Consider the following 19,393-nt stretch of genomic DNA (forward strand, 5'->3'; position numbering starts at 1 on the left):
GTACTCTCCGCGGCCTCTGAGCATAAGCACCGTTGCCGGTGGAATACTGGATCGTCCGGTCAAGCCGGACGATGACGGGGGATTGCGGACGACAGTTACTCCGCCGCCTGCTGCGCGACGGTCGGCTCAGTGCCGGCCACGGTGGCGCGGCGCATGTCGCGCGGTTGCGACTGATCGTAGCGGCGGACGCGATGCATGGTCTGGCGATTGTCCCACATCACGAGGTCGTGCAGCTTCCACTTGTGGATATAGACGAATTCCGGCTGCGTCGCGTGCTCGGTGAGGTCGCGCAGCAAGAGCCGGCCCTCCGGCATGCTCATGCCGCGCACCGCACCTGCGTGCGATGAGAGGTAGAGCGACTTGCGGCGATGCACCGGATGGGTCCGCACCAGGCGCTGCAGCACCGGCTTGAACATCTCCTTCTCCTCGTCGGAATAGTCGAGGAAGCCGAGCGAGCCGCGCGAATACATCAGCGAGTGCTCGCAGATCAGGTCATCGATGTCAGCCTTGGTCTCGTCATCAAGCGCGTCATAGGCCGCGCGCATGTCGGCAAATTCGGTGTTGCCGCCCTTCGGGTTCACCACCCGCGCCGACAGCAGCGAGAATTTCGCCGGGATCGGCCGGAACGAGCTGTCGGAATGCCACAGGCAGTTGCCGAGATTGAACAGGTGGGTGCGGTGATCCTTGGGCAGCGGCTTGCCGTCCTTGCCGAGATTGGAGACGTCGTTCAGCCCTGAGGAGAGGCGATAGTCCGCCTTCTTGGTTACGGTGCCGCCGCGCGCGTTCTCGCGTTCGCCGAAGCTGAGCGCGAAGGCCAGTTGCTGCTCGTCGGTTATGTCCTGGTCGTGGAAGACGAGCACGGCGTATTTGTCCATCGCTGCCTCGACTTCGATCGCTTCCTGCCTGGTCAGCGGCTTCCGCAGATCAAGGCCTGTGACCTCACCGACAAAATGCGGGTGAAGCTGCCGGATTGCGATAGCCATGGCGTTCTCTCCTCGTGTCCAGGCGGGTTTTTCCGCTTCGTTTGAGGAAAGGCTATCCTGTGACGTTGCCATGTCAACGCGGCGTCGGCGCATGGCCCCTTGCGCGAGGTGGCCGCTGCAGCGCATCACGCATTCCGTGCCATCAGCCCGCCATCCACCGGGATCACCGCACCGGTCAGGAACGACGACGCCGGCAGGCACAGACTCAAGGTCATGTGCGCGACCTCCTCCGGCTCGCCATAGCGGCCGAGCGCCGTGCGGCGCTTGGCGTAGATCGTCTTGTGCTCTTCCGGAATCCGGTCGGTGATCCCGGTGCGGATCGGGCCTGGGCAGATGCAGTTCACGGTGATGCCCTCGCGGCCCAGTTCCACGGCAAGCGAGCGTGTCAGCCCGGTGACGCCGGCCTTCGCCGCGGAATAAGGACTGTGCAACGCGGTAGCGCCGAGCGCCTCGGTGGAAGCGATGTTGACGATGCGTGGGCATTTCGATTTCCGCAAATGCGGCAAAGCGGCACGGATGATGCGCTGATGCGCGGTCAGCATCACCGCGATCGCCTTGGCCCAGGCCTCGTCATAGCCGTCGTCGTCGATCGCGACCCGCACAGAGATACCGGCGTTGTTGACGAGGATGTCGAGCCCGCCGAAATGCGCGGCGACGCTGCCAATCACGACCGGGATCGCATCACGATCGGCGACGTCGAGCACCCACGCCTTTGCTGTCCCTCCGCTCTTGCCGATCTCCTGCGCCACCGTCTCGGTGCCTTCGGCGGTGATGTCGGTCACGGCGACATTGGCGCCTTCGGCCGCGAATACCAACGCGGTGGCGCGGCCCATGCCGCTGGCCGCGCCGGTGACGAGGACGGTCAAGCCTTTCACCGAGCGGCTGAGCTGTTTGAAATCGGACATCGCGTGACTCGCGGGATGGAGGGAACAGGTTGCAGGATTGACAAGGCTGGCACCGATCCGCAGACAGGTCAAACAAGCAAGAGCAGAGCATGATCCGGAAAAGTGGGCACCGGTTTTCCGAAAAGATCATGCTCAGAATAAAAGATGAGATCATGATCCGATCAATCTGATCGGATCATGATCGAGGAAAGGAAGCACGCGATGAACGAACTCGATTTCAGCGGCAAGCAGGTTCTCGTGGTGGGCGGCTCCAGCGGCATCGGCAACGGCATCGCGCAAGCATTCCGCACCAAGGGTGCGCGCGTGCATGTCTGCGGCACACGCGCCAAGGCGAGCGACTATTCGGCCGAGGAAGGTTCGCATCTCGAAGGATTGGAATATTCGCAGCTCGACGTCAGCGACGCTCATGCGATCGAGCAATTCAAGCCGAGCTTCGACCGGCTCGACGTGCTGGTGCTGACGCAGGGCGCGGTGATCTACCGTCGCGGCGAGTTCGAGATGGAAGGCTTTCGCAAGGTCGTGGAAGTCAACCTCATGAGCTTGATGGCGTGCGCGATCAAATTCCAGGCGATGCTGAGCGCGAGCAAGGGCTCGCTCATCATCGTCAGTTCGACCGCCGCCTATCATTCGACGATGGGCAATCCCGCCTACAACGCCTCGAAGACCGGTGCGGTCGGATTGACGCGGACGCTTGCCGAGGCCTGGGCCGAGGACGGCATCCGCGTCAACGGCATCGCGCCGGGCCTGGTCGATACCAAGATGACCAAGGTGACGACGGCGAATCCGAAGCGGCTCGAAGGCGCGCTGGAGCGCATTCCGCTGAGGCGGCTCGGCACGCCGCAGGACATGGCGGGTGCCGCACTGTTCCTGGCCTCGCCGCTCGCCGCTTACATCATCGGCCAGACCATCGTCGTCGACGGCGGCTTGATTTTATAGGCACAGGAACTGCCGCGCGGCTCGCCGGTTACCCTCACCGACAATGGGAGAGGAGTGACCGCGATGGACAAGGATCGGATCGCTGGCGCCACCAAGGATTTCGCCGGCAAGGCGGAAGGCGCTGTTGGTGAAATGACGGGTGACGCCCAGACGGAAGCATCGGGCCGCGCGCGCGAAGCGGCCGGCACGGTGCAGAATCTCTACGGCCAGGCCAAGGATGCCGCGCGCGAAGCGGCGGACACCGCTGCCAACTACGCCAAGGATGCTTACGAGAATCGCGGCGAGACCATTCGCAGCGGCCAGCAGGCGCTCACCAAGACCGTGCAGGAGAATCCGATCGGCGCCTTGCTGATAGCCGGCGGCATCGGTCTGGCGCTCGGGCTGTTGCTGACGCGCCCGCCGCGCCGCCCGCCACCGCGCTGGCGCTACTAGAGCAATCGCCGATCAGCGGCGTAGGTGGGCAAAGCGAAGCGTGCCCACCCTGCCTCTGGAATGACTGCCGTCACCATCTCAGGAAATTGCCGAACGGCGCTTCGGCCGAGCGTCCGACGTCCGCCGGGGGACGGGGCACGATCGGTGTCGGCGGACGCGGCGCGGTCTGCTGACGCGGCCCGGCGCCAGGCGGCGAGCCGAAGAAATCGCCAAAGGTCGAGGCAGGCGGATTGGACTGGGCCGGCCGGAACACACGCTTCTGCGGTGCCGGCTTTGGCGGAGGCGCGGGAGCTGCGGCCGTCGCCGCCGGCGCCGTTCCGGTGCCTGCACCTGGGCTCGTGCCCCCGGGGGTGGTCGCGGCAACCGGCGTTTCGCCCTTGGCCTGCTCGCGACCGATTTCGCGGCGCGGCCAGGCAAAATCGTCGGCGCGGCCGGCGGGCGCCGCGAGCGCTTCGCCCTTGACCAGGGTCCGTGCCGCGAGCGGATCGACCGCGGCGGGACGCGAGCCAGGGCCGCCGAGCAGCTGATCGGTGCCGACGGAGGAGGCGACCAGCGGCACGATTGGTCCGGCCAATGGCCGCGTCGGCTGGCCGGGCGCAGCACTGGCGTCAGGCGTCGCCGGCTCGGTCGGCAGCGCGATCGGTGTCGAGCGCGCGAGCAGGCGTGTCACCTCACGCTCCGCATAATGCGCCAGCTTGCGCGCGCCGGCTTTGGTGAAGAAGACGCCGTCCGAGGTGCGGAGCTGGCGGATCTGGCCTTCGAAATCCGGGCCCTTCTGCATGAAGCGACCGGCCTCGTCGACGAAGCCGTCCCAGACATCGACATAGGTGATGCCGGCCTTGGTCGCGCTTTCGCGGTACAGCGCATCCAGGAACAGCATGTCCGACGTCCCCTTCTGGCCGCGGATCGCCGGCAGGCCGACCCAAAGGACCGGCACGCCCTTGCTCTTGAGCACGCCGATCAGTTCATCGATCTTCTTGTTGTAGAGCTCGACCCAGCGTTCATCGCGGAATTCATAGACGCCGTTGGCCGAACGCGCGCTCCGCTCGGACGTCGCGGTCTGCGGCGCGTCGGCGGCATCCTCAGGCGACAATTCGGCATCGACCGGCTTGTCGTCCGGCTTCGCTGCGCCATCCGAAGGCTTGGTGTCCGAAGACTTGGTGTCCGAAGACTTGGCGTCCTTCGCATGGGTGTTCTTGTCATCCTTCTTCTCGGTTTTCTTGTCGTCCTTCTTCTCGACGACAGGCTCGCGGATCGAAACACGATCGTTGAGGCCGAGTATCACCACGATCGCATCCGCTTTTTCGGTGGCGAGGATGCTCCGCGCGGCGGTGGCCCAATCGGAGGGCTCGCCCTTGGGCTGGTATTTGATCAGGCCGGACACGGTCTTGTGCCTGCGGATCACGCCCATGTCGGGCTGTTCGGAATAGGTGTCCTCAAGGCCATAGGCGAGCCAGTCTGCCATGGCGTCGCCAAGCACCAGCACGTTGCGCTCCGGCGCCGTGTCGCGCTTCGCCGGCGGTGGCGCTCGCGAAAAATCCTGCCGCGGAGCCTGTTGCTGCTGTTGTTGTTGCTGCGGCGCATGCTGGAAGGGAGCGAAGAAATCCCCGCCCCCGCCGAACCAGCCGCCACCGTTGTTGCGCGGTGCCGACCGCTGCGGCGGCCCGCCGAAGCCCGGAAAGCCGAAGAACTGCGCCGAGGCGGGGCCGGCGATCCCGACCAGAAGCGCGATCGCAACGGCGAGCGCGACCAGCGGGCCGGTCTCGGTGAACACGCGCAGGAAGGACTTTGGCTTCGGCATCAAAGCTCGGTCGAAATGGATTTTCAAGACAACGCCATACTAGCGGAATCGGGCCGCAAGCGGGCATATTTTCCAACACGGATCGGGCATCCGCCGCAATCGTCAAGGCGGCGGCTAAATCGCGGTATTCAGGTCCCTTTCAGGGCCTTATTGCCCCCTCAGCCGCTCCAGCATGTCGGAGGTGGCAAATCCGTCGGCCGGCGTGCCGATCGAGGCCTGGAAACTGCGCAGCGCTTCCCTGGTCTGGCCGCCGATCTGGCCGTCCGGGGTGCCGCGGTAGAAGCCGCGCTGGGCGAGCAGTTGCTGCAGTTCCAGCCGTTCGGCCCGCGACAGCACCCGTTCCTGGCGGGGCCAGGGCTGTACGAAGGGCGGCGCGCCGCGCAGTCGATCAGCGAAATGGCCGATCGCCAGCGCATAGGCCTCGGCCGGGTTGTACTTCATGATCACCCGGAAATTCTGCAGCATCAAAAAGCCGGGGCCTTCGGCGCCGGCGGGGGCGAGCAGATAGGCCTTGTCGGCCGGGTGCGGAAATGGCTGATTGTTGGCGCGGCGGAGACCCTGCTGTTGCCATTGCGCGAGCGTCATCGCCTTGGCGCGGTCGGCCAGCATGTAGTTGAAGTTCTTGGGAACGACGACTTCGTAACCCCAGCTCTGGCCAGTCTGCCAGCCATCCTTTTTCAGGTTGTTGGCGGTCGAGGCGATCAGGTCGGCCGGATCGTCGACAACGTCGCGCCTTCCATCGCCATCACCATCGACAGCGTAGCGCTTGAAGGCCGTCGGCATGAACTGCGTCGGCCCGAAGGCGCCGGCCCAGGAGCCGCGGAGCTGCTCAGGGCGCAGATCGCCGCGATTGAGGATCTCCAGCGCCGAGAGAAATTCGTCCTTGAAGTAGGCCTGCCGGCGGCCGATGCAGGCAAGCGTGGCAGTCGATTGCAACACGCTGCGGTCGCCCATCTGGGTCGAATAATTGGATTCGATGCCCCAGATCGCTGCGACCGCGTAGCGGTCCACACCGTAGGCTTTTTCCGCCGCGTCGAATTGCGCCTTGTATTTGGCGAGGATCTCGCGGCCCTTGGCGAGACGGTTATCGTTCACGAGAATGTCGAGATAGTCCCAGATCGCCTTGGTGAATTCGGGCTGCGAATCCAGGAGGTCCATGATGCGCAGGTCCGGCGTGAGCCCGGCGGTGAAGCGCTCGAAATTCTCGCGTGTGACGTTGCGTCGCGCCGCATCGGGCCACATCGAGGCGACACAATTGTCGAAATTGGCGGCCGCCTGCCGAATCGCGGCCGCCGTCATCAGCGGGTGACCGGAAGCGCCGTCCTCGCCGCTCCATGGCGGGGCGGAGCCGTCACCGCCGAGCGCGGCCTCCGGTGGGGGCGAGGATTTGGATCCCGGGAACAGGTTGCCGAACAGATCCGCGAGCCCGCCCTGGGACTGAGCGAACGCCTGATCAGAAGAGACGACCTGATTGGAAACAACCAGAGCCGCCGCGATTATCATCGCGCTGACTCGGCTCCTGGTCGCTGTTCCCGTCCGCCGCATGGCTTGATCTGCCCGTTCCAATGATTGGTTCAGAAGGCCTTGTGACGGTTTCCAACAGCTTAACAAAGGCGACATTTTGTTTTGATCTGTCACAAGGACAAAAGCGAGGCGGCATCACACATCCGCCTTTGTTCCCGGCTGCAAACCAGTTAGCAAGGTGCGATACCCGTCTCCCACATTTCAAGGCGCCCGACATTCCCATGAAAATCCGTAAAGCCGTCTTCCCCGTCGCCGGTCTCGGTACCCGTGTCCTGCCCGCCACCAAGGCAATGCCGAAAGAAATGCTGACCATCGTCGACAAGCCGCTCATTCAATACGTGTATGACGAGGCGAAGGAGGCCGGGATCGAGCATTTCGTCTTCGTCACCGGGCGCAACAAGGCCATCATCGAGGACCATTTCGACCGGATGTTCGAGCTCGACACCACGCTTGTCGCGCGCGGCAAGAAGGCCGAGATGGATGTCCTGGCGCAGAACCAGCCCGAAGCGGGGGCCGTCAGCTTCACCCGCCAGCAGGCACCGCACGGGCTCGGCCACGCGGTCTGGTGTGCCCGCGACATTATCGGCAATGAACCTTTTGCCGTGGTGCTGCCGGACGAACTGGTGCTGAACACGCCGGGCTGCCTTGCCCAGATGATCGAGGCTGCGGGCAAGCTCGGCGACAAGTCGAACCTGATCGCGGTCGAGGAGGTGCCCGACCATCTCACCCACCAATACGGCATCTGCGGTGTCGGCCCGCGCCACGCCCATCCCACCATGTTCGAGATCAACGGCATGGTGGAGAAGCCGCCGAAGGGCACGGCGCCCTCCAACCTCTCGATCACCGGCCGCTATATCTTGCAGCCGGAGATTTTCGAGATTCTCAAGACGCAGGAGCGCGGCGCCGGCGGCGAAATCCAGCTCACCGACGCGATGATCGGGCTGGCGAAGACGCAGAAATTCTATGGCGTGGAGTTCGAAGGCGAGCGCCACGATTGCGGCTCCAAGGCCGGCTTCCTGCGCGCCAACCTCGCCTACGGCCTGCGCCGCCCCGAACTGCGCGACGGCCTGCTCGCCGAGATGAAGAGATATTTGGAGAAGTGACGGCGACGAGTTCACTCGCGCTGTCATCATCCGCCAACGGGTCGGCGCAGAGCGCCGCCCGATGACAGGCTCCGGCGGATGATTCAGTATCCCGCGGCGCCCGCGATTGATCCTGAAGAGTGCGGCGTACTGGATGCCCCGCCTTCGCGGGGCATGACGGCTGTGGTGTCTCACGCCACCAGCGACAGCGCCTCGAGGCTGGCGACCACGCTCTGGTTGCGGCCGTTGGCCTTGGCGGCATAGAGCGCCCTGTCGGCGGCTTCCACCAGGTCGGTCCAGTTCTGGCCGGCGAGGGGCGTGAGGCTCGCGACCCCGATGCTGACAGTGGTGATGGTCTCCTCGTCGCACCACTGTTCGACCTTGCGGCGGATCATCTCAGCCACGTCGAATGCTTCCACGGCGGTCTGGCCGGGCAGCAGCACTGCGAATTCCTCGCCGCCGAGGCGTGCCGTGCAATCGCCGGCGCGCCGGACCGAATCCGAGATGCAGATCGCGATGCCGACCAGCACCTGGTCGCCAGCCTGGTGACCATAGGTGTCGTTGAAGGCCTTGAAATGGTCGGCGTCGATGATCAGGAGCGCGAGCGGCGTCGCGTGCCGGCCGGCGCGGCGCCATTCCACATCGATCTCGGCATCGAACTTGCGCCGGTTCCGCAAACCGGTCAGCGCGTCGGTTGTCGCGAGCTCTTCGAGCTTCTCCTCGGCCTCGGCGCGGCGGCCGATCTCGCGCGCCAGGAACAGCGTGGTGCCGAGCACGAACAGGACCAGTGCCGCCATGATGGCGCCGATCCGGATCGCCTCCTTGCGCCATAAACTAAAGACACCATCCAGCGGTTTTCCGACCACGGTGAACAGCGGGCCGTTTCCGCTACGACGAACATAGAGCCGCGGGGTCGGATCGATCGGGCCGGCACCGGCATAGGAGCTGTTGTCCTTCAGATTGTCCGCGGACCAGTTGGGCCGCGCCTCGGCCAGATTGGTGCCGATGACATCGAGATCGAACGGCGTGCGCATGATGATCGTGCGGTCGCGACGCAGCACAGTGATGGCGTCGCCGGGGGCAAGCGTCAGCCGTCCGAACAGCTCATGGAAATAGCTGAAGCGGATCGAGCCCGCGACCACGCCGAGAAAGCTCCCGTCTTCACCGCTGATGCGCCGGCTCAGCACGATCGCGTAGGCGCTGCGATGGAGCATCGGCTTTGAGATGTAGAGGCCGGTGTAGGGCTGGTCGCGATGTATGGAGAAATATTCTTCATCGCTGCGGTTCTCCGGCAGTGGATCGAGCGTCGACGCATCGACCACCAATTGCCCCGTGCTGTCGAACACCTGGATCGCGCCAAAGTGCTTCGCGGTGGCGGCGTGGTCGAACAGGATCAGGTGCCGGACCTCCTTGCTGACTTGCTTGATCTCCGGCATCACCATGGCGCCAGCGACCGCGCGCAGCGACAGGTCGAACAGTTCGATGTTGCGGCTGATATCGGCGTCGATGCCGGAGGCGAGGTTTTCCAGCGTCTGCCGGGCCAGCTCTTCCTCGCCGCGGCGCATGTCGAGCATGACGCTGGTACATACGGCGGAAAAGCCGATCACGGTCGCGACCGAGGAAGCGATCAGGAGCTTCGTCGATAGCCGCCAGCGCCGCTTTGCTTGTTGTCGCCGTTCGTATGGCATGTTTCGTCCCGGGCGACCCTTCATGCACCGGAAACATTGTTGCCGCCTTAAGCGGCGACAGCGATCCGCGAATGGGTTAACGGTTGGTTGGCGCGCATGACGTTTTTCGGCAATGGTGCGAGTCTTGAGGACCTGAAGTGAACGATTACGGCCCGTTGCGGGACTATCTGAAAAAGCAGACGCTGACCGAACTGGTGCTCAGCTTCGAGGAGATCGAGGCCATCATCGACGCGCCGCTGCCGCGCGCGGCGCAGCGCGCCTCCTGGTGGGATAGCCTCCGCAGCCCGCAGGAAAAGATGCCGCAGCGCGAGGCCTGCCTCGAGGCCGGCTACGTCGCCACGCGCCAGGCCGACGGCAACAGCGTGAAGTTCAAGCGGCTCCCTCGCAACACCCGTCGTCCCCGCGAAGACGGGGACCTGTAATCACAGGGCTTGCTCCGTCATCGCCCGGCTTGACCGGGCGATCCAGTATTTCAGAGACGACAGTCGCAGAGCCGAGAAGCCGCGGCGTACTGGATGCCCCGCCTCCGCGGGGCGCGACAGCCGGCGGAAAGCGGAAGTTCAGCTCGCGGCTTCCAGCCGCTCTTCGGTCAGCAGGCGCATCGCGGCGTCGGCGTCCATCGGCTCGCCGAAGGCGAAGCCCTGCGCGTATTCGCAGCCGAGCTGGTACAGCTCGACCGCATCCGAATCAGTTTCCGCGCCTTCCGCCACCACGTCCATGCCGAGGTCGTGGGCGAGCGCGATGATGGATTTCAGGATCACGGGCCGCGTGCCGCGGCTGGTGGTGCGGACGAAGGACTGGTCGATCTTGATGGTGTCGAAGGGGAAGCGCTGCAGGTAGGACAGCGACGAGTGGCCGGTGCCGAAGTCGTCCAGCGACAGTCCGGTGCCGAGCTCGCGGATGCGCGCCAGCATCTGCGCGGCGTGCTCCGGATTCTCCATCACCAGCGATTCCGTCAATTCCAGTTTCAGCGTGCCGCGCGCCACCGAGGAGCGCGACAGCACGCTCCTGATGTCGTGGATCAGATCGTGGCGCAGCAATTGCCGCGAGGAGACGTTGACAGAGGCAAAGACCGGCTCGCGCGAGCGCATCGCGCGCTGCCAGATCGAAAGCTGCCGCGCGGTCTGGTCCATCACGAAGGTGCCGAGGTCGACGATCAGGCCGATCTCCTCGGCGATGGAGATGAATTCGGACGGCGACATCCGTCCGAGTTTCGGATGATCCCAGCGCGACAAGGCCTCGAAGCCGGCGATCGAGCGATCCTCGAGCCGCACGATCGGCTGGTAGAGGATCGTGATCTCCTGCCGCTCGATGGCGCGCCGCAATTCGCTCTCCAGCGTCAGGCGGTCGGTCTTGCGCGCGCGCATCGCCGGCTTGTAGACGTCGATGCGGTCGCCGCCGATGCGCTTGGAATGATACATCGCAAGCTCGGCGTCCTTGATGATCTCGTCGGTGAGCTGCGTCTGCGGGTCGGAGAGCGCCAGCCCGATCGAGGCGGTCAGGAAGATCTCGCGGTCGTTGAAGGCGATCGGGGCGCGGATGGTCTTGCGGATGGTCTCGGCGAAGGCGGTGATCCGCGCCGGGTCCTGCTCCGACAACAGGATCAGGCCGAACTGGTCGCCGGCCAATCGCGCCAGCGTGTCCTGCGGTTTGAGGATGCGGGTGAGGCGGCGCGCGAGCGTCAGCAGGATGGAATCGCCGACCGCGATGCCGACGGAATCGTTGACCTGCTTGAAGCGGTCGAGGTCGATCACCATCAATGTCGGCCGCAGCGTCGGCACGGTCTTTGCGAGATTGGCGACCGCACTGAGCCGGTCCATGAACAATTTGCGGTTCGGCAGGCCGGTCAGATTGTCATGGACCGAGTCATGCAGCATCCGCTCTTCGGATTTCTTGATGTCGGTAACGTCCGTGAGCGTGCCGACCACGCGCGAGACCTCGCCGTCGGAGCCCACGACAGGCCGCGCCTTCAGCGCGAACCACATGAAATGGCCGTCCGGCGTGCGCAGCCGGAAATCCTGCACCAGGCGCCCGCGGCGCTGGTCGAGCACGCTGTCGAGCGCTGCACGGAAACGGTCCTGGTCGAGCGGATGCAGCACTTCCAGCCATTTCGCCGCCGGCCCTTCCAGCGTGCCGCGCTTCAGGCCGAGCAGGGCCTCGGTCTCGGGGCTGGTGAACACCTTGTCGGCGGAGACGTCCCAGTCCCAGATCAGGTCGCCCGAGCCGGTCAGCGCCAGCGCGCGGCGCTCGACATCGGAGACGACGCCGGTGGTGGCGCCGCCGCCCGCGAACGCGTGCTGCATCACCGTGAAGCCGATCAGCATCACGATCAGCACGAGGCCGCCGAGCAGCGCCGGGCCGACGATGTCGTTGGTGACGCTGCCCGCCACCGTCATGCCGGCCGCGACCACCCAGACCACCAGCAGGAACCAGGTCGGGATCAAGAGCACCGCACGGTCGAAGCCGTGGGTCGAGAGATAGACGATCAGCGCAAAGCCCACGAAGGCGATCATGACGAGCGACATACGCGCGATGCCGGAAGCCACCGCCGGATCGAACAGCGCAAGCGCGACCAGCGATCCCAGGAACATGAGCCAGCCGATGGTGATGTGGGAGTAGCGCACATGCCAGCGGCTGAGGTTGAGATAAGCGAACAGGAACACGAGCAGCGTCGCCGCCAATATCGCCTCGCCCGCCGCGCGCCAGACGCGCTCGGCGTTGTTCGACATGTCGAGCACCTTGGCCCAGAAGCCGAAATCGACGCCGATATAGACCAGCACCGCCCAGGCGAGCGCGGCGGCCGCCGGAAACATGATGCTGCCCTTGACCACGAACAGAATTGTCAGCACCAGCGCGAGCAGGCCGGAAATGCCGATCACGATGCCCTGGTAGAGCGTGAACGAGTTGACCTTGTCCTTGTAGGCCTCCGGCTCCCAGAGATAGAGCTGCGGCAGCTTGTCGGTGCGCAATTCCGCGACAAAAGTGACCACGGCGCCCGGATCGAGCGTGATGCGGAAGACGTCCGCGGTCGGGCTTTCCTGCCGCTCGGGGCGGTCGCCGACCGATGGCGTGATGGTGGCGATGCGCGACAGGCCGAGATCCGGCCAGAACAGGCCGGATGAGACGATGCGGTAATGTGGCGCCACGATCAGGCGGTCGAGCTGGTCGTCGGTATTGTTGGCGAGCGCGAACACCACCCAGTATTGTCCGCCCTCGCGGGCGCGGACCTCGATGCGGCGGACGATGCCGTCGGTGCCGGGCGCGGTCGAGACCTGGATGCGGTCGGTCTCGCTGCGCTGGTGATCGAGAACGGCGGTGAGATCGATCGCGGGCGCGTCGCTGCGCACGCTAACGGCGTCAACGGCGCGCGCCGGGGCCGCGCCGACAACCATCATGAGGGCCAGCGCAAATGGCGCAAGCCACCTGATCAGACGCAATGTCAGTACTCCGCGCTTTGCCGATTCATGCGGGCGAACCAGCGCCCCAGCGTTCCCGGATAATTGACACGAAAGCGAAGGAAATCAAAGGGTTTCCGGCCGGACCAAGCAGTGGAAAGCACTAAACGACCAACACAATTTTGCCAATATGTGCGCTGGTCTCCATCCGACGGTGGGCGTCGGCAGCCTTTTCCAGCGGGAAACTGCTGTCCATCAGCGGCTTTACGCGCCCTTCGCGGAGCAGTGGCATCACCTTGGCCTCGATCGCCGCAACCATCGCCGCCTTGTCCGCATTACTACGGGGGCGGAGCGTCGAGCCGGTATGGTGCAGGCGCTTCACCATCAACTTGGCGAAATTGGCGCTCGCCTTGGGCGTCCCGGCCAGGAAGGCGATCTGCACGATTCGCCCCTCGACCGCGGCTGCGTCGTAGTTGCGATCGATGTAGTCGCCGCCGACCATGTCGAGGATGACATTGGCGCCGGCGCCGTCAGTTGCGGCCTTGGTCTCGGCGACGAAATCTTCGCTCTTGTAGTTGATCGCGCGATCGGCGCCGAGCTTGAGACAGGCCTCCGCCTTGTCCTGCGAGCCGACGGTAACGATCACCTTGGCTCCGAGCGCTTTCGCGAGCTGGATCGCCATGGTGCCGATGCCGGAGGAGCCGCCATGGATCAGCAGCGTCTCGCCTTTTTGCAGGCCGCCGCGCTCGAACACATTGTGCCACACCGTCATCAGCGTTTCGGGAAGCGCGCCGGCTTCCTCGATCGACAGCGACGGCGGCACCGCCATCGCCTGTGCGTCCTGCGCAATGCAATATTGCGCATAGCCGCCGCTGGCGACCAGCGACATCACGGGATCGCCGACCTTGTGCCTGGTCGCGCCAGGTCCGACCGCCACCACTTCGCCGGCGATCTCAAGACCGGGCAGGTCGCTCGCGCCGGGCGGCGGCGGATAGGAACCGGAACGCTGCGCGACGTCAGGCCGGTTGACGCCGGCCGCCTTCACCTTGACCAGGATCTCGCCCTGGCCCGGCACCGGCACCGGGCGCGTCTCCGGCAGCAATACGTCCGGCCCGCCGGGCTTGCTGATGCCGACGACGGTCATTTGCGCTGGCAGCTTTTCCATGGTTTTTCCTTGGCAAAATGCGAGGATTTCGAATGCGGCACGTTGATTACCCAGCCTGGATCGCGCTGGCAACCGCCGCGACGGGATCGTGACAGAGCATGACCGGAAAGTGGAGACCGGCTTTTCATGCTCAAGGCAAAGCACGGAGGACGCGCATGGCGATGGAAGATGACGACCGGCCGCGGAAGAAGATTTCGCACGAGATCGGGCAGGACCTGTCGCTGCTCTCGGTCGAGGAATTGACCGACCGCATGACGATGCTCTCGGCCGAAGTCGAGCGCCTGCGCGAGGCGATCACCAAGAAGCGCGCCTCGAAGGACGCCGCCAACAGCTTCTTCAAGTCGTAGCGTTCAAACGCGTAGCCCGGATGGAGCGCAGCGCAATCCGGGACCGGTGCATCCGGCTCGCACCGATCCCCGGATTGCGCTGCGCTCCATCCGGGCTACGAACCGCGAGCTACGCCTGTCCCAAACTAGGCCAATGGCCGATATGGCAAACGAAGCTTAAACAAAATCGCTCATTTACGATCAATTAAGCTTTCTCGTTTATGACTGCATCGTCCTCGTTTGGACACCGAGTGGCTCCTGTCCACTCTGTTTGACGCCTCCCTGTTATCAACTTCAAAGCCGCCGGAAACGGCGGCTCTTTTTTATTTCGTCATGAATTTGTCGCTTCCGGCATGAGGCCGGAAACCATAAATCCGGATGCGTCTGGACTCTTCGCTCCGCAAGCGCAATGATTTGTTCACCATAGGCTGGCGCCAAACGCCGGCGGCGTTGGGCGCATGATCTCAAGCAAGATCATGCTCAAACAAAGATTAAAAGTGGCGTGAGGGCGTTAACCATGCTGGAGCGGTCGCAAAGCGATTCCGCGCTTGTTCTGTTCAGCGAGCGGCTGACCAATTCTGCACAGTTCGGAACCCTGTTCCGCGAGGGCATGGATCTGGTCGAGGAGACCGCCGCCTATCTCGACGGCGACGGCCGCAGCCAGGCCAAGGCGCTGGAGCGCTCCGTCAGCCTGACCTATGCGACCGAAAGCATGCGCCTGACCACCCGCCTGATGCAACTTGCCTCCTGGCTGTTGCTGCATCGCGCGGTGAAGGAAGGCGAGATGACGCTGACCCAGGCCAATCGGGAGAAGACCAAGGTCAAGCTCTCCGCGGCCGATCCGGGCCCGACAGAGCTGATCGAGAAGCTGCCGCAACAATTGCAGGACCTGATCACGCGCTCGATGAGCCTGCAGGCGCGCGTGCGCCGGCTTGACAGCACGATCCACGCGCCGCCCGCCGATCGCACCGCGATCGGCAACCCGCTGGTGCCGCAGCTCAACCGCCTGAAGGCCGCGTTCGAGCAGTAAGCGGAAACTTTATCCACCCGTCATTGCGAGCGAAGCGAAGCAATCCATAGCGCCGCGAGTGCTGGCATGGATTGCTTCGCTTCGCTCGCAATGACGGGTGGAAACAAAAACGCCCCTGACGGGCAGGGGCGTCTGTCGGACGACAGGAGAGAGCGCAGCCTTGCCCGCTCAGTCCTTTTTCAAAAAGCCCGAAAACTTCTTCTGGAACCGCGACACACGGCCGCCGCGGTCGAGGAGCTGCTGCGAGCCGCCGGTCCAGGCCGGGTGCGACCTGGGGTCGATATCGAGCTGCAGCTTGTCGCCTTCCTTGCCCCAGGTGGAGCGGGTCTGGTACTCGGTGCCGTCGGTCATCACGACCGTAATCGTATGATAATTCGGGTGAATATCGGCTTTCATGGCAGTTCCTTCGGCGCGCCGGCGCCCGTCGCAAGTGGTCCAAAGATACGGGATTTGGGGCGCTCTATAGCGTAAGGAAACCCGCAAAACAAGCCACCGGGGATTACCGGATTAGGACTCTTCCGGATTTGCCAGCCGCCGCGGTGGGGCCTATCTGGAAAAGATAAAAACTGGTTCTTGTCCTGATGAGCGCAGCCGAACAGCTTGACCACCCGCCCAGCACCACGATGCCGCCGCGCCGCGACGCGCTGCTCGAAGGCGAGGCCTTGGTCGAATCCACGTTGACCGAACAGCCAGGGAAGAGCCGCGCCAGGCTGAAGCCGCTGCTGGAGCTCGCGCCCTATGTGGCGCGCTACCGCGGACGGGCCATTCTTGCTCTTATATCACTGACGGTTGCGGCAATCACGACGCTGATCGTGCCGGTCGCGGTCCGGCGCATGATCGACTTCGGCTTCACGGCCGAAGGCATCGCCATGATCAACAGCTATTTCAGCGTGATGATCGCGGTGGTGGCGGTGCTCGCCGGCGCCAGCGCCTCGCGCTATTACCTCGTCATGACGATCGGTGAGCGCATCGTCGCCGATCTCCGGCGCGACGTGTTCGCGCATCTGATGTCGCTGTCGCCTTCGTTCTTCGATTCCGCGCGCAGCGGCGAACTGGTGTCGCGCCTGACCGCCGACACCACCCAGATCAAATCAGCGGTCGGCGCCTCCGTGTCGATCGCGCTCCGCAACATGATGCTGTTCCTCGGTGCCGCCACGATGATGGTGGTCACCAGCCCGAAACTTTCCGGCTTTGTGCTGCTCGCGATCCCGATCATCGTGATCCCACTGGTCGCGTTCGGGCGCTGGGTGCGGCGATTGTCGCGCAATGCCCAGGATACGCTCGCGGAGGCCAGCGCCTATGCTTCCGAGCTGGTCGGCGCCATCAGGACCGTGCAGGCCTTCACCAGCGAGCGCCTCGCCGCCACGCGCTTCGGCCGCGAGGTCGAGCAGGCCTATGACGCCGCGCGCAACTCCACCCGCGCGCGGGCCGTGCTCACCTTGATCATCATCTTCATCGTGTTCTCGAGCGTGGTCGTGATCCTCTGGGTCGGCTCGCACGATGTGCTCGCGGGCGCGATCACGCCCGGACGGTTGAGCCAGTTCATCCTCTACGCCGCCTTCGCTGCGACCGGCCTTGGCCAGCTCAGCGAAGTCTGGGGCGAAATCTCCGCAGCCTCCGGTGCTGCCGAGCGGCTGTTCGAGATCCTGCGGGTCAAGCCGGAGATCACGGCGCCGGCTGCGCCGCTGGCGCTGCCGCAGCCCGCCCGCGGCGACGTTGCGTTCGACAATGTCAGCTTTGCCTATCCGACGCGGCAGTCGGTGAAGACCGTCGACGGTGTCTCGTTCTGGGTGCGATCAGGCGAAAAGGTCGCCATCGTCGGTCCCTCTGGCGCGGGCAAGAGCACGCTGTTCCATCTGTTGCTGCGGTTTTACGATCCTGCCTCCGGCACGATCTCGTTCGACGGCGTGCCGATCCGCCAGGCGGATCCAGGCGCGGTGCGCTCGCGGATCGCGCTGGTGCCGCAGGACCCTGTGGTGTTTGCGACGTCGGCACGCGAGAACATCCGTTTCGGCCGGCCCGATGCAACCGATGCCGAGGTTGAGCGTGCCGCCGACCTCGCGCATGCCACCGAATTCCTGCGCCGCCTGCCCGGCGGTTTCGAGGCCCAGCTCGGCGAACGCGGCGTGACATTGTCGGGCGGCCAGCGCCAACGCATCGCGATCGCACGCGCGATCCTGCGCGATGCGCCGCTGCTCTTGCTCGATGAGGCCACCTCCGCGCTCGACGCCGAAAGCGAGACCCTGGTGCAGACCGCGCTCGAAGAATTGATGCGCTACCGCACCACGCTGGTCATCGCGCACCGGCTCGCGACCGTGCTGTCCTGCGACCGCATCCTGGTGATGGAGCATGGCAAGATCGTCGAGCAGGGCACCCACGCCGAGCTGGTCGCTGCGAACGGGCTCTATGCGAGGCTGGCAAGGTTGCAATTCGAAGGGATTTAACCTCCTTTCGTTGCCCCAAGCACAGATGTCATCGCCCGCGAAGGCGGGCGATCCAGTATTCCAGAGAGATGATGGACACGGAGAAGCCGCTCGTTACTGGATGCCCGCCTTCGCGGGGCATGACGACGAGTGAGCGGCAAGTTCTCCTACGGCGCCCACCGCATCTTCAACACCGGGCGCCCGGACGTCGGGTTGACGTCCTCGCCCGCATGCGCAAAGCCGTTGCGCTCGTAGAAGCGGATAGCCCGCGCATTGTCCTTGTTCACGAGCAGCGTCACGCCATCAGGTGAGAGGCGCTTGGCTTCATCGACCAGCGCCGAGGCAAGTTTCGAGCCCCAATGCGCGGGATCGACCACAAGCTGGTCGAGATAGCCGCTCCGATCGATGGTCACGAAGCCGACCAGCGCATTTGCATCTTCCGCGACGATGATGGTTGCCTTCGGCACCAGCTCGCTGCGCCAGCGCTCACGCCACCACGCCACGCGCGCATCAAAATCGATCGACGGATAAGCCTGCTGCCAGGTTCGCCGCCACAGCTCGATCGCCGCGTCCTCGTCCTCGTCTTCGGCGCGGTAGGGGCGGAGTTGAAACTCTGTCGTCACCTATCGTTCCGTCAGCTTCAATTCGATGCGGCGGTTGCGCTTGTAGGCGTCTTCGGTCTGCGCGGTGTCGAGCGGCTGGAATTCGCCAAAGCCGGCGGCGACGAGCCGTTGCGCGGGCACCCCGAGCGAGACCAGGTATTGCACCACCGAGATCGCGCGTGCGGCGGAGAGATCCCAGTTCGACTTGAACACCGGGCTGTTGATCGGCCGCGTGTCGGTATGGCCGTCGACCCTGAGCACCCACGGGATGTCGCTCGGGATCTGCTTGTCCAGATCGATCAGGGCTGCCGCGAGCTTGTCGAGCTCGGCGCGGCCTTCAGGCAACAGCGTGGCCTGTCCGGTGTCGAAGAAGACTTCGGACTGGAATACGAAGCGATCGCCGACGATGCGAATGTCCGGCCGGTTGCCGAGGATCGCGCGCAGGCGGCCGAAGAACTCCGAGCGGTATCTCGACAGTTCCTGCACCCGCTGCGCCAGCGCCACGTTCAACCGCTGGCCTAGATCGGCGATGCGTCCCTGCGATTCCTTGTCGCGTTTCTCGGAGGCATCGAGCGCTTCCTCGAGCGCGGCGAGCTGGCGGCGCAACGCGCTGATCTGCTGGGTCAGCACCTCGATCTGCGCCAGCGCCCGCGTGGAGACCTGCTTCTCCGAATCGAGCGCCTTGGTGAGCTCGTTGGCGCGGCCCTGCGCGTCGCTGCCGGCATTGGCGAGGCCCTCATAGAGTCCCTTGACGCGGTCGCGCTCGCCTTCGGCCGTCACGAGCCCGGCGCGAAGCTGCGCGATCTGTTCGCTGAGGCTGAGCTTGCCGAGCTTTTCCAGCGACAGCATCTCGTTGAGCTGGGCGATCTTGGCATTGAGCTGCTCCAGCGCCTTGTCCTTGCCGGAGACTTCCTGCGACAGGAAGAACTGCACGACCAGGAACACCGAGAGCAGGAACACGATCGACAGCACCAGCGTCGACAGCGCGTCCACGAAGCCCGGCCAGTAGTTGAAGCCGGATTCACCGCGGCGGGCACGGGCAAGGGCCATTCTGACTCTCTACTAGCGTTAGCAAGGGTACCTTGAGGGAGGCCGCACGTT

The 19,393-nt window shown here is 64.6% G+C and carries 17 protein-coding genes; 7 read left to right on the forward strand and 10 right to left on the reverse strand.

Annotated features, from left to right (window positions below):
* Window positions 1–95: 95 nt before the first annotated feature.
* Together K288_RS0109160 and K288_RS0109165 are read right to left on the reverse strand one after the other, a co-directional pair.
* Window positions 96–983 (reverse strand): TauD/TfdA family dioxygenase, encoded by an 888-nt coding sequence (locus K288_RS0109160; protein WP_027579273.1) that lies wholly within the window; start codon window positions 981–983, stop codon window positions 96–98.
* Between the two features lie 125 nt (window positions 984–1,108).
* A complete protein-coding gene (locus tag K288_RS0109165; protein ID WP_027579274.1) occupies window positions 1,109–1,888 on the reverse strand; it encodes an SDR family NAD(P)-dependent oxidoreductase in 780 nt (259 codons plus the stop codon).
* Window positions 1,889–2,089: 201 nt separating this feature from the next.
* On the opposite strand from K288_RS0109165, the gene K288_RS0109170 reads away from it, so the two are divergent.
* On the forward strand, window positions 2,090–2,824 hold the full coding sequence (locus tag K288_RS0109170; protein ID WP_027579275.1) for an SDR family oxidoreductase: 735 nt from the start codon (window positions 2,090–2,092) through the stop codon (window positions 2,822–2,824).
* Window positions 2,825–2,887: 63 nt separating this feature from the next.
* Entirely contained in the window at window positions 2,888–3,256 is a 369-nt protein-coding gene (locus K288_RS0109175; RefSeq protein WP_027579276.1) for a CsbD family protein, read from the forward strand.
* Window positions 3,257–3,326: 70 nt separating this feature from the next.
* On the opposite strand, the gene K288_RS0109180 is transcribed toward K288_RS0109175, so the two are convergent.
* Window positions 3,327–5,057, reverse strand: coding sequence for an SGNH family hydrolase (locus tag K288_RS0109180; RefSeq protein ID WP_027579277.1), 1,731 nt, complete (start codon window positions 5,055–5,057; stop codon window positions 3,327–3,329).
* A 147-nt stretch (window positions 5,058–5,204) separates the two neighbouring features.
* Window positions 5,205–6,560, reverse strand: a complete 1,356-nt coding sequence (locus tag K288_RS0109185) for a lytic murein transglycosylase (RefSeq protein WP_043159529.1) — start codon at window positions 6,558–6,560, stop codon at window positions 5,205–5,207.
* Window positions 6,561–6,802: 242 nt separating this feature from the next.
* On the opposite strand from K288_RS0109185, the gene K288_RS0109190 reads away from it, so the two are divergent.
* Window positions 6,803–7,684, forward strand: a complete 882-nt coding sequence (locus tag K288_RS0109190; protein WP_027579279.1) for a UTP--glucose-1-phosphate uridylyltransferase — start codon at window positions 6,803–6,805, stop codon at window positions 7,682–7,684.
* A gap of 170 nt (window positions 7,685–7,854) precedes the next feature.
* Here K288_RS0109190 and K288_RS0109195 read toward each other — a convergent pair whose 3' ends face one another.
* On the reverse strand, window positions 7,855–9,351 hold the full coding sequence (locus tag K288_RS0109195) for a sensor domain-containing diguanylate cyclase (protein ID WP_027579280.1): 1,497 nt from the start codon (window positions 9,349–9,351) through the stop codon (window positions 7,855–7,857).
* A gap of 137 nt (window positions 9,352–9,488) precedes the next feature.
* Between K288_RS0109195 and K288_RS0109200 the strand changes: the two genes are divergently transcribed.
* Entirely contained in the window at window positions 9,489–9,773 is a 285-nt protein-coding gene (locus K288_RS0109200) for a hypothetical protein (protein ID WP_027579281.1), read from the forward strand.
* Between the two features lie 138 nt (window positions 9,774–9,911).
* Here the strand turns inward: K288_RS0109200 and K288_RS0109205 are convergent, their stop codons facing one another.
* The gene (locus K288_RS0109205; RefSeq protein ID WP_027579282.1) at window positions 9,912–12,788 is read right to left on the reverse strand and encodes an EAL domain-containing protein; all 2,877 of its coding nucleotides are present in this window, start codon (window positions 12,786–12,788) and stop codon (window positions 9,912–9,914) included.
* Window positions 12,789–12,909: 121 nt separating this feature from the next.
* A complete protein-coding gene (locus K288_RS0109210) occupies window positions 12,910–13,911 on the reverse strand; it encodes an NAD(P)H-quinone oxidoreductase (RefSeq protein ID WP_027579283.1) in 1,002 nt (333 codons plus the stop codon).
* A gap of 155 nt (window positions 13,912–14,066) precedes the next feature.
* On the opposite strand from K288_RS0109210, the gene K288_RS0109215 reads away from it, so the two are divergent.
* Both K288_RS0109215 and K288_RS0109220 read left to right on the forward strand, forming a co-directional pair.
* Window positions 14,067–14,258: a DUF1192 domain-containing protein gene (locus K288_RS0109215; RefSeq protein WP_027579284.1), complete on the forward strand. Its 192-nt coding sequence runs from the start codon at window positions 14,067–14,069 to the stop codon at window positions 14,256–14,258.
* Between the two features lie 496 nt (window positions 14,259–14,754).
* Window positions 14,755–15,267, forward strand: coding sequence for a DUF1465 family protein (locus K288_RS0109220; RefSeq protein WP_027579285.1), 513 nt, complete (start codon window positions 14,755–14,757; stop codon window positions 15,265–15,267).
* A 168-nt stretch (window positions 15,268–15,435) separates the two neighbouring features.
* Here K288_RS0109220 and rpmE read toward each other — a convergent pair whose 3' ends face one another.
* Window positions 15,436–15,663 carry a 50S ribosomal protein L31 gene (gene rpmE, locus K288_RS0109225; protein ID WP_027579286.1) on the reverse strand — a complete coding sequence of 76 codons (228 nt, stop codon included), beginning with the start codon at window positions 15,661–15,663 and terminating at the stop codon, window positions 15,436–15,438.
* Window positions 15,664–15,848: 185 nt separating this feature from the next.
* On the opposite strand from rpmE, the gene K288_RS0109230 reads away from it, so the two are divergent.
* On the forward strand, window positions 15,849–17,711 hold the full coding sequence (locus K288_RS0109230) for an ABC transporter ATP-binding protein/permease (RefSeq protein ID WP_027579287.1): 1,863 nt from the start codon (window positions 15,849–15,851) through the stop codon (window positions 17,709–17,711).
* Between the two features lie 146 nt (window positions 17,712–17,857).
* On the opposite strand, the gene K288_RS0109235 is transcribed toward K288_RS0109230, so the two are convergent.
* Window positions 17,858–18,313, reverse strand: a complete 456-nt coding sequence (locus K288_RS0109235; protein WP_027579288.1) for a GNAT family N-acetyltransferase — start codon at window positions 18,311–18,313, stop codon at window positions 17,858–17,860.
* A complete protein-coding gene (locus K288_RS0109240; protein WP_027579289.1) occupies window positions 18,314–19,342 on the reverse strand; it encodes a peptidoglycan -binding protein in 1,029 nt (342 codons plus the stop codon). It abuts the gene before it with no gap.
* Window positions 19,343–19,393: the final 51 nt, after the last annotated feature.

Origin of the sequence: Bradyrhizobium sp. Ai1a-2 (genome assembly GCF_000426245.1) — a bacterium.
In the GTDB taxonomy this organism is placed as follows: Bacteria; Pseudomonadota; Alphaproteobacteria; order Rhizobiales; family Xanthobacteraceae; genus Bradyrhizobium.

Bases quoted from the DNA above. Each gene is read 5' to 3' on its own strand.
- K288_RS0109160 (WP_027579273.1), bottom strand. From the start codon at position 983: ATGGCTATCGCAATCCGGCAGCTTCACCCGCATTTTGTCGGTGAGGTC.
- K288_RS0109165 (WP_027579274.1), bottom strand. From the start codon at position 1,888: ATGTCCGATTTCAAACAGCTCAGCCGCTCGGTGAAAGGCTTGACCGTC.
- K288_RS0109170 (WP_027579275.1), top strand. From the start codon at position 2,090: ATGAACGAACTCGATTTCAGCGGCAAGCAGGTTCTCGTGGTGGGCGGC.
- K288_RS0109175 (WP_027579276.1), top strand. From the start codon at position 2,888: ATGGACAAGGATCGGATCGCTGGCGCCACCAAGGATTTCGCCGGCAAG.
- K288_RS0109180 (WP_027579277.1), bottom strand. From the start codon at position 5,057: ATGCCGAAGCCAAAGTCCTTCCTGCGCGTGTTCACCGAGACCGGCCCG.
- K288_RS0109185 (WP_043159529.1), bottom strand. From the start codon at position 6,560: ATGATAATCGCGGCGGCTCTGGTTGTTTCCAATCAGGTCGTCTCTTCT.
- K288_RS0109190 (WP_027579279.1), top strand. From the start codon at position 6,803: ATGAAAATCCGTAAAGCCGTCTTCCCCGTCGCCGGTCTCGGTACCCGT.
- K288_RS0109195 (WP_027579280.1), bottom strand. From the start codon at position 9,351: ATGCCATACGAACGGCGACAACAAGCAAAGCGGCGCTGGCGGCTATCG.
- K288_RS0109210 (WP_027579283.1), bottom strand. From the start codon at position 13,911: ATGGAAAAGCTGCCAGCGCAAATGACCGTCGTCGGCATCAGCAAGCCC.
- K288_RS0109215 (WP_027579284.1), top strand. From the start codon at position 14,067: ATGGCGATGGAAGATGACGACCGGCCGCGGAAGAAGATTTCGCACGAG.
- K288_RS0109220 (WP_027579285.1), top strand. From the start codon at position 14,755: ATGCTGGAGCGGTCGCAAAGCGATTCCGCGCTTGTTCTGTTCAGCGAG.
- rpmE (WP_027579286.1), bottom strand. From the start codon at position 15,663: ATGAAAGCCGATATTCACCCGAATTATCATACGATTACGGTCGTGATG.
- K288_RS0109230 (WP_027579287.1), top strand. From the start codon at position 15,849: ATGAGCGCAGCCGAACAGCTTGACCACCCGCCCAGCACCACGATGCCG.
- K288_RS0109240 (WP_027579289.1), bottom strand. From the start codon at position 19,342: ATGGCCCTTGCCCGTGCCCGCCGCGGTGAATCCGGCTTCAACTACTGG.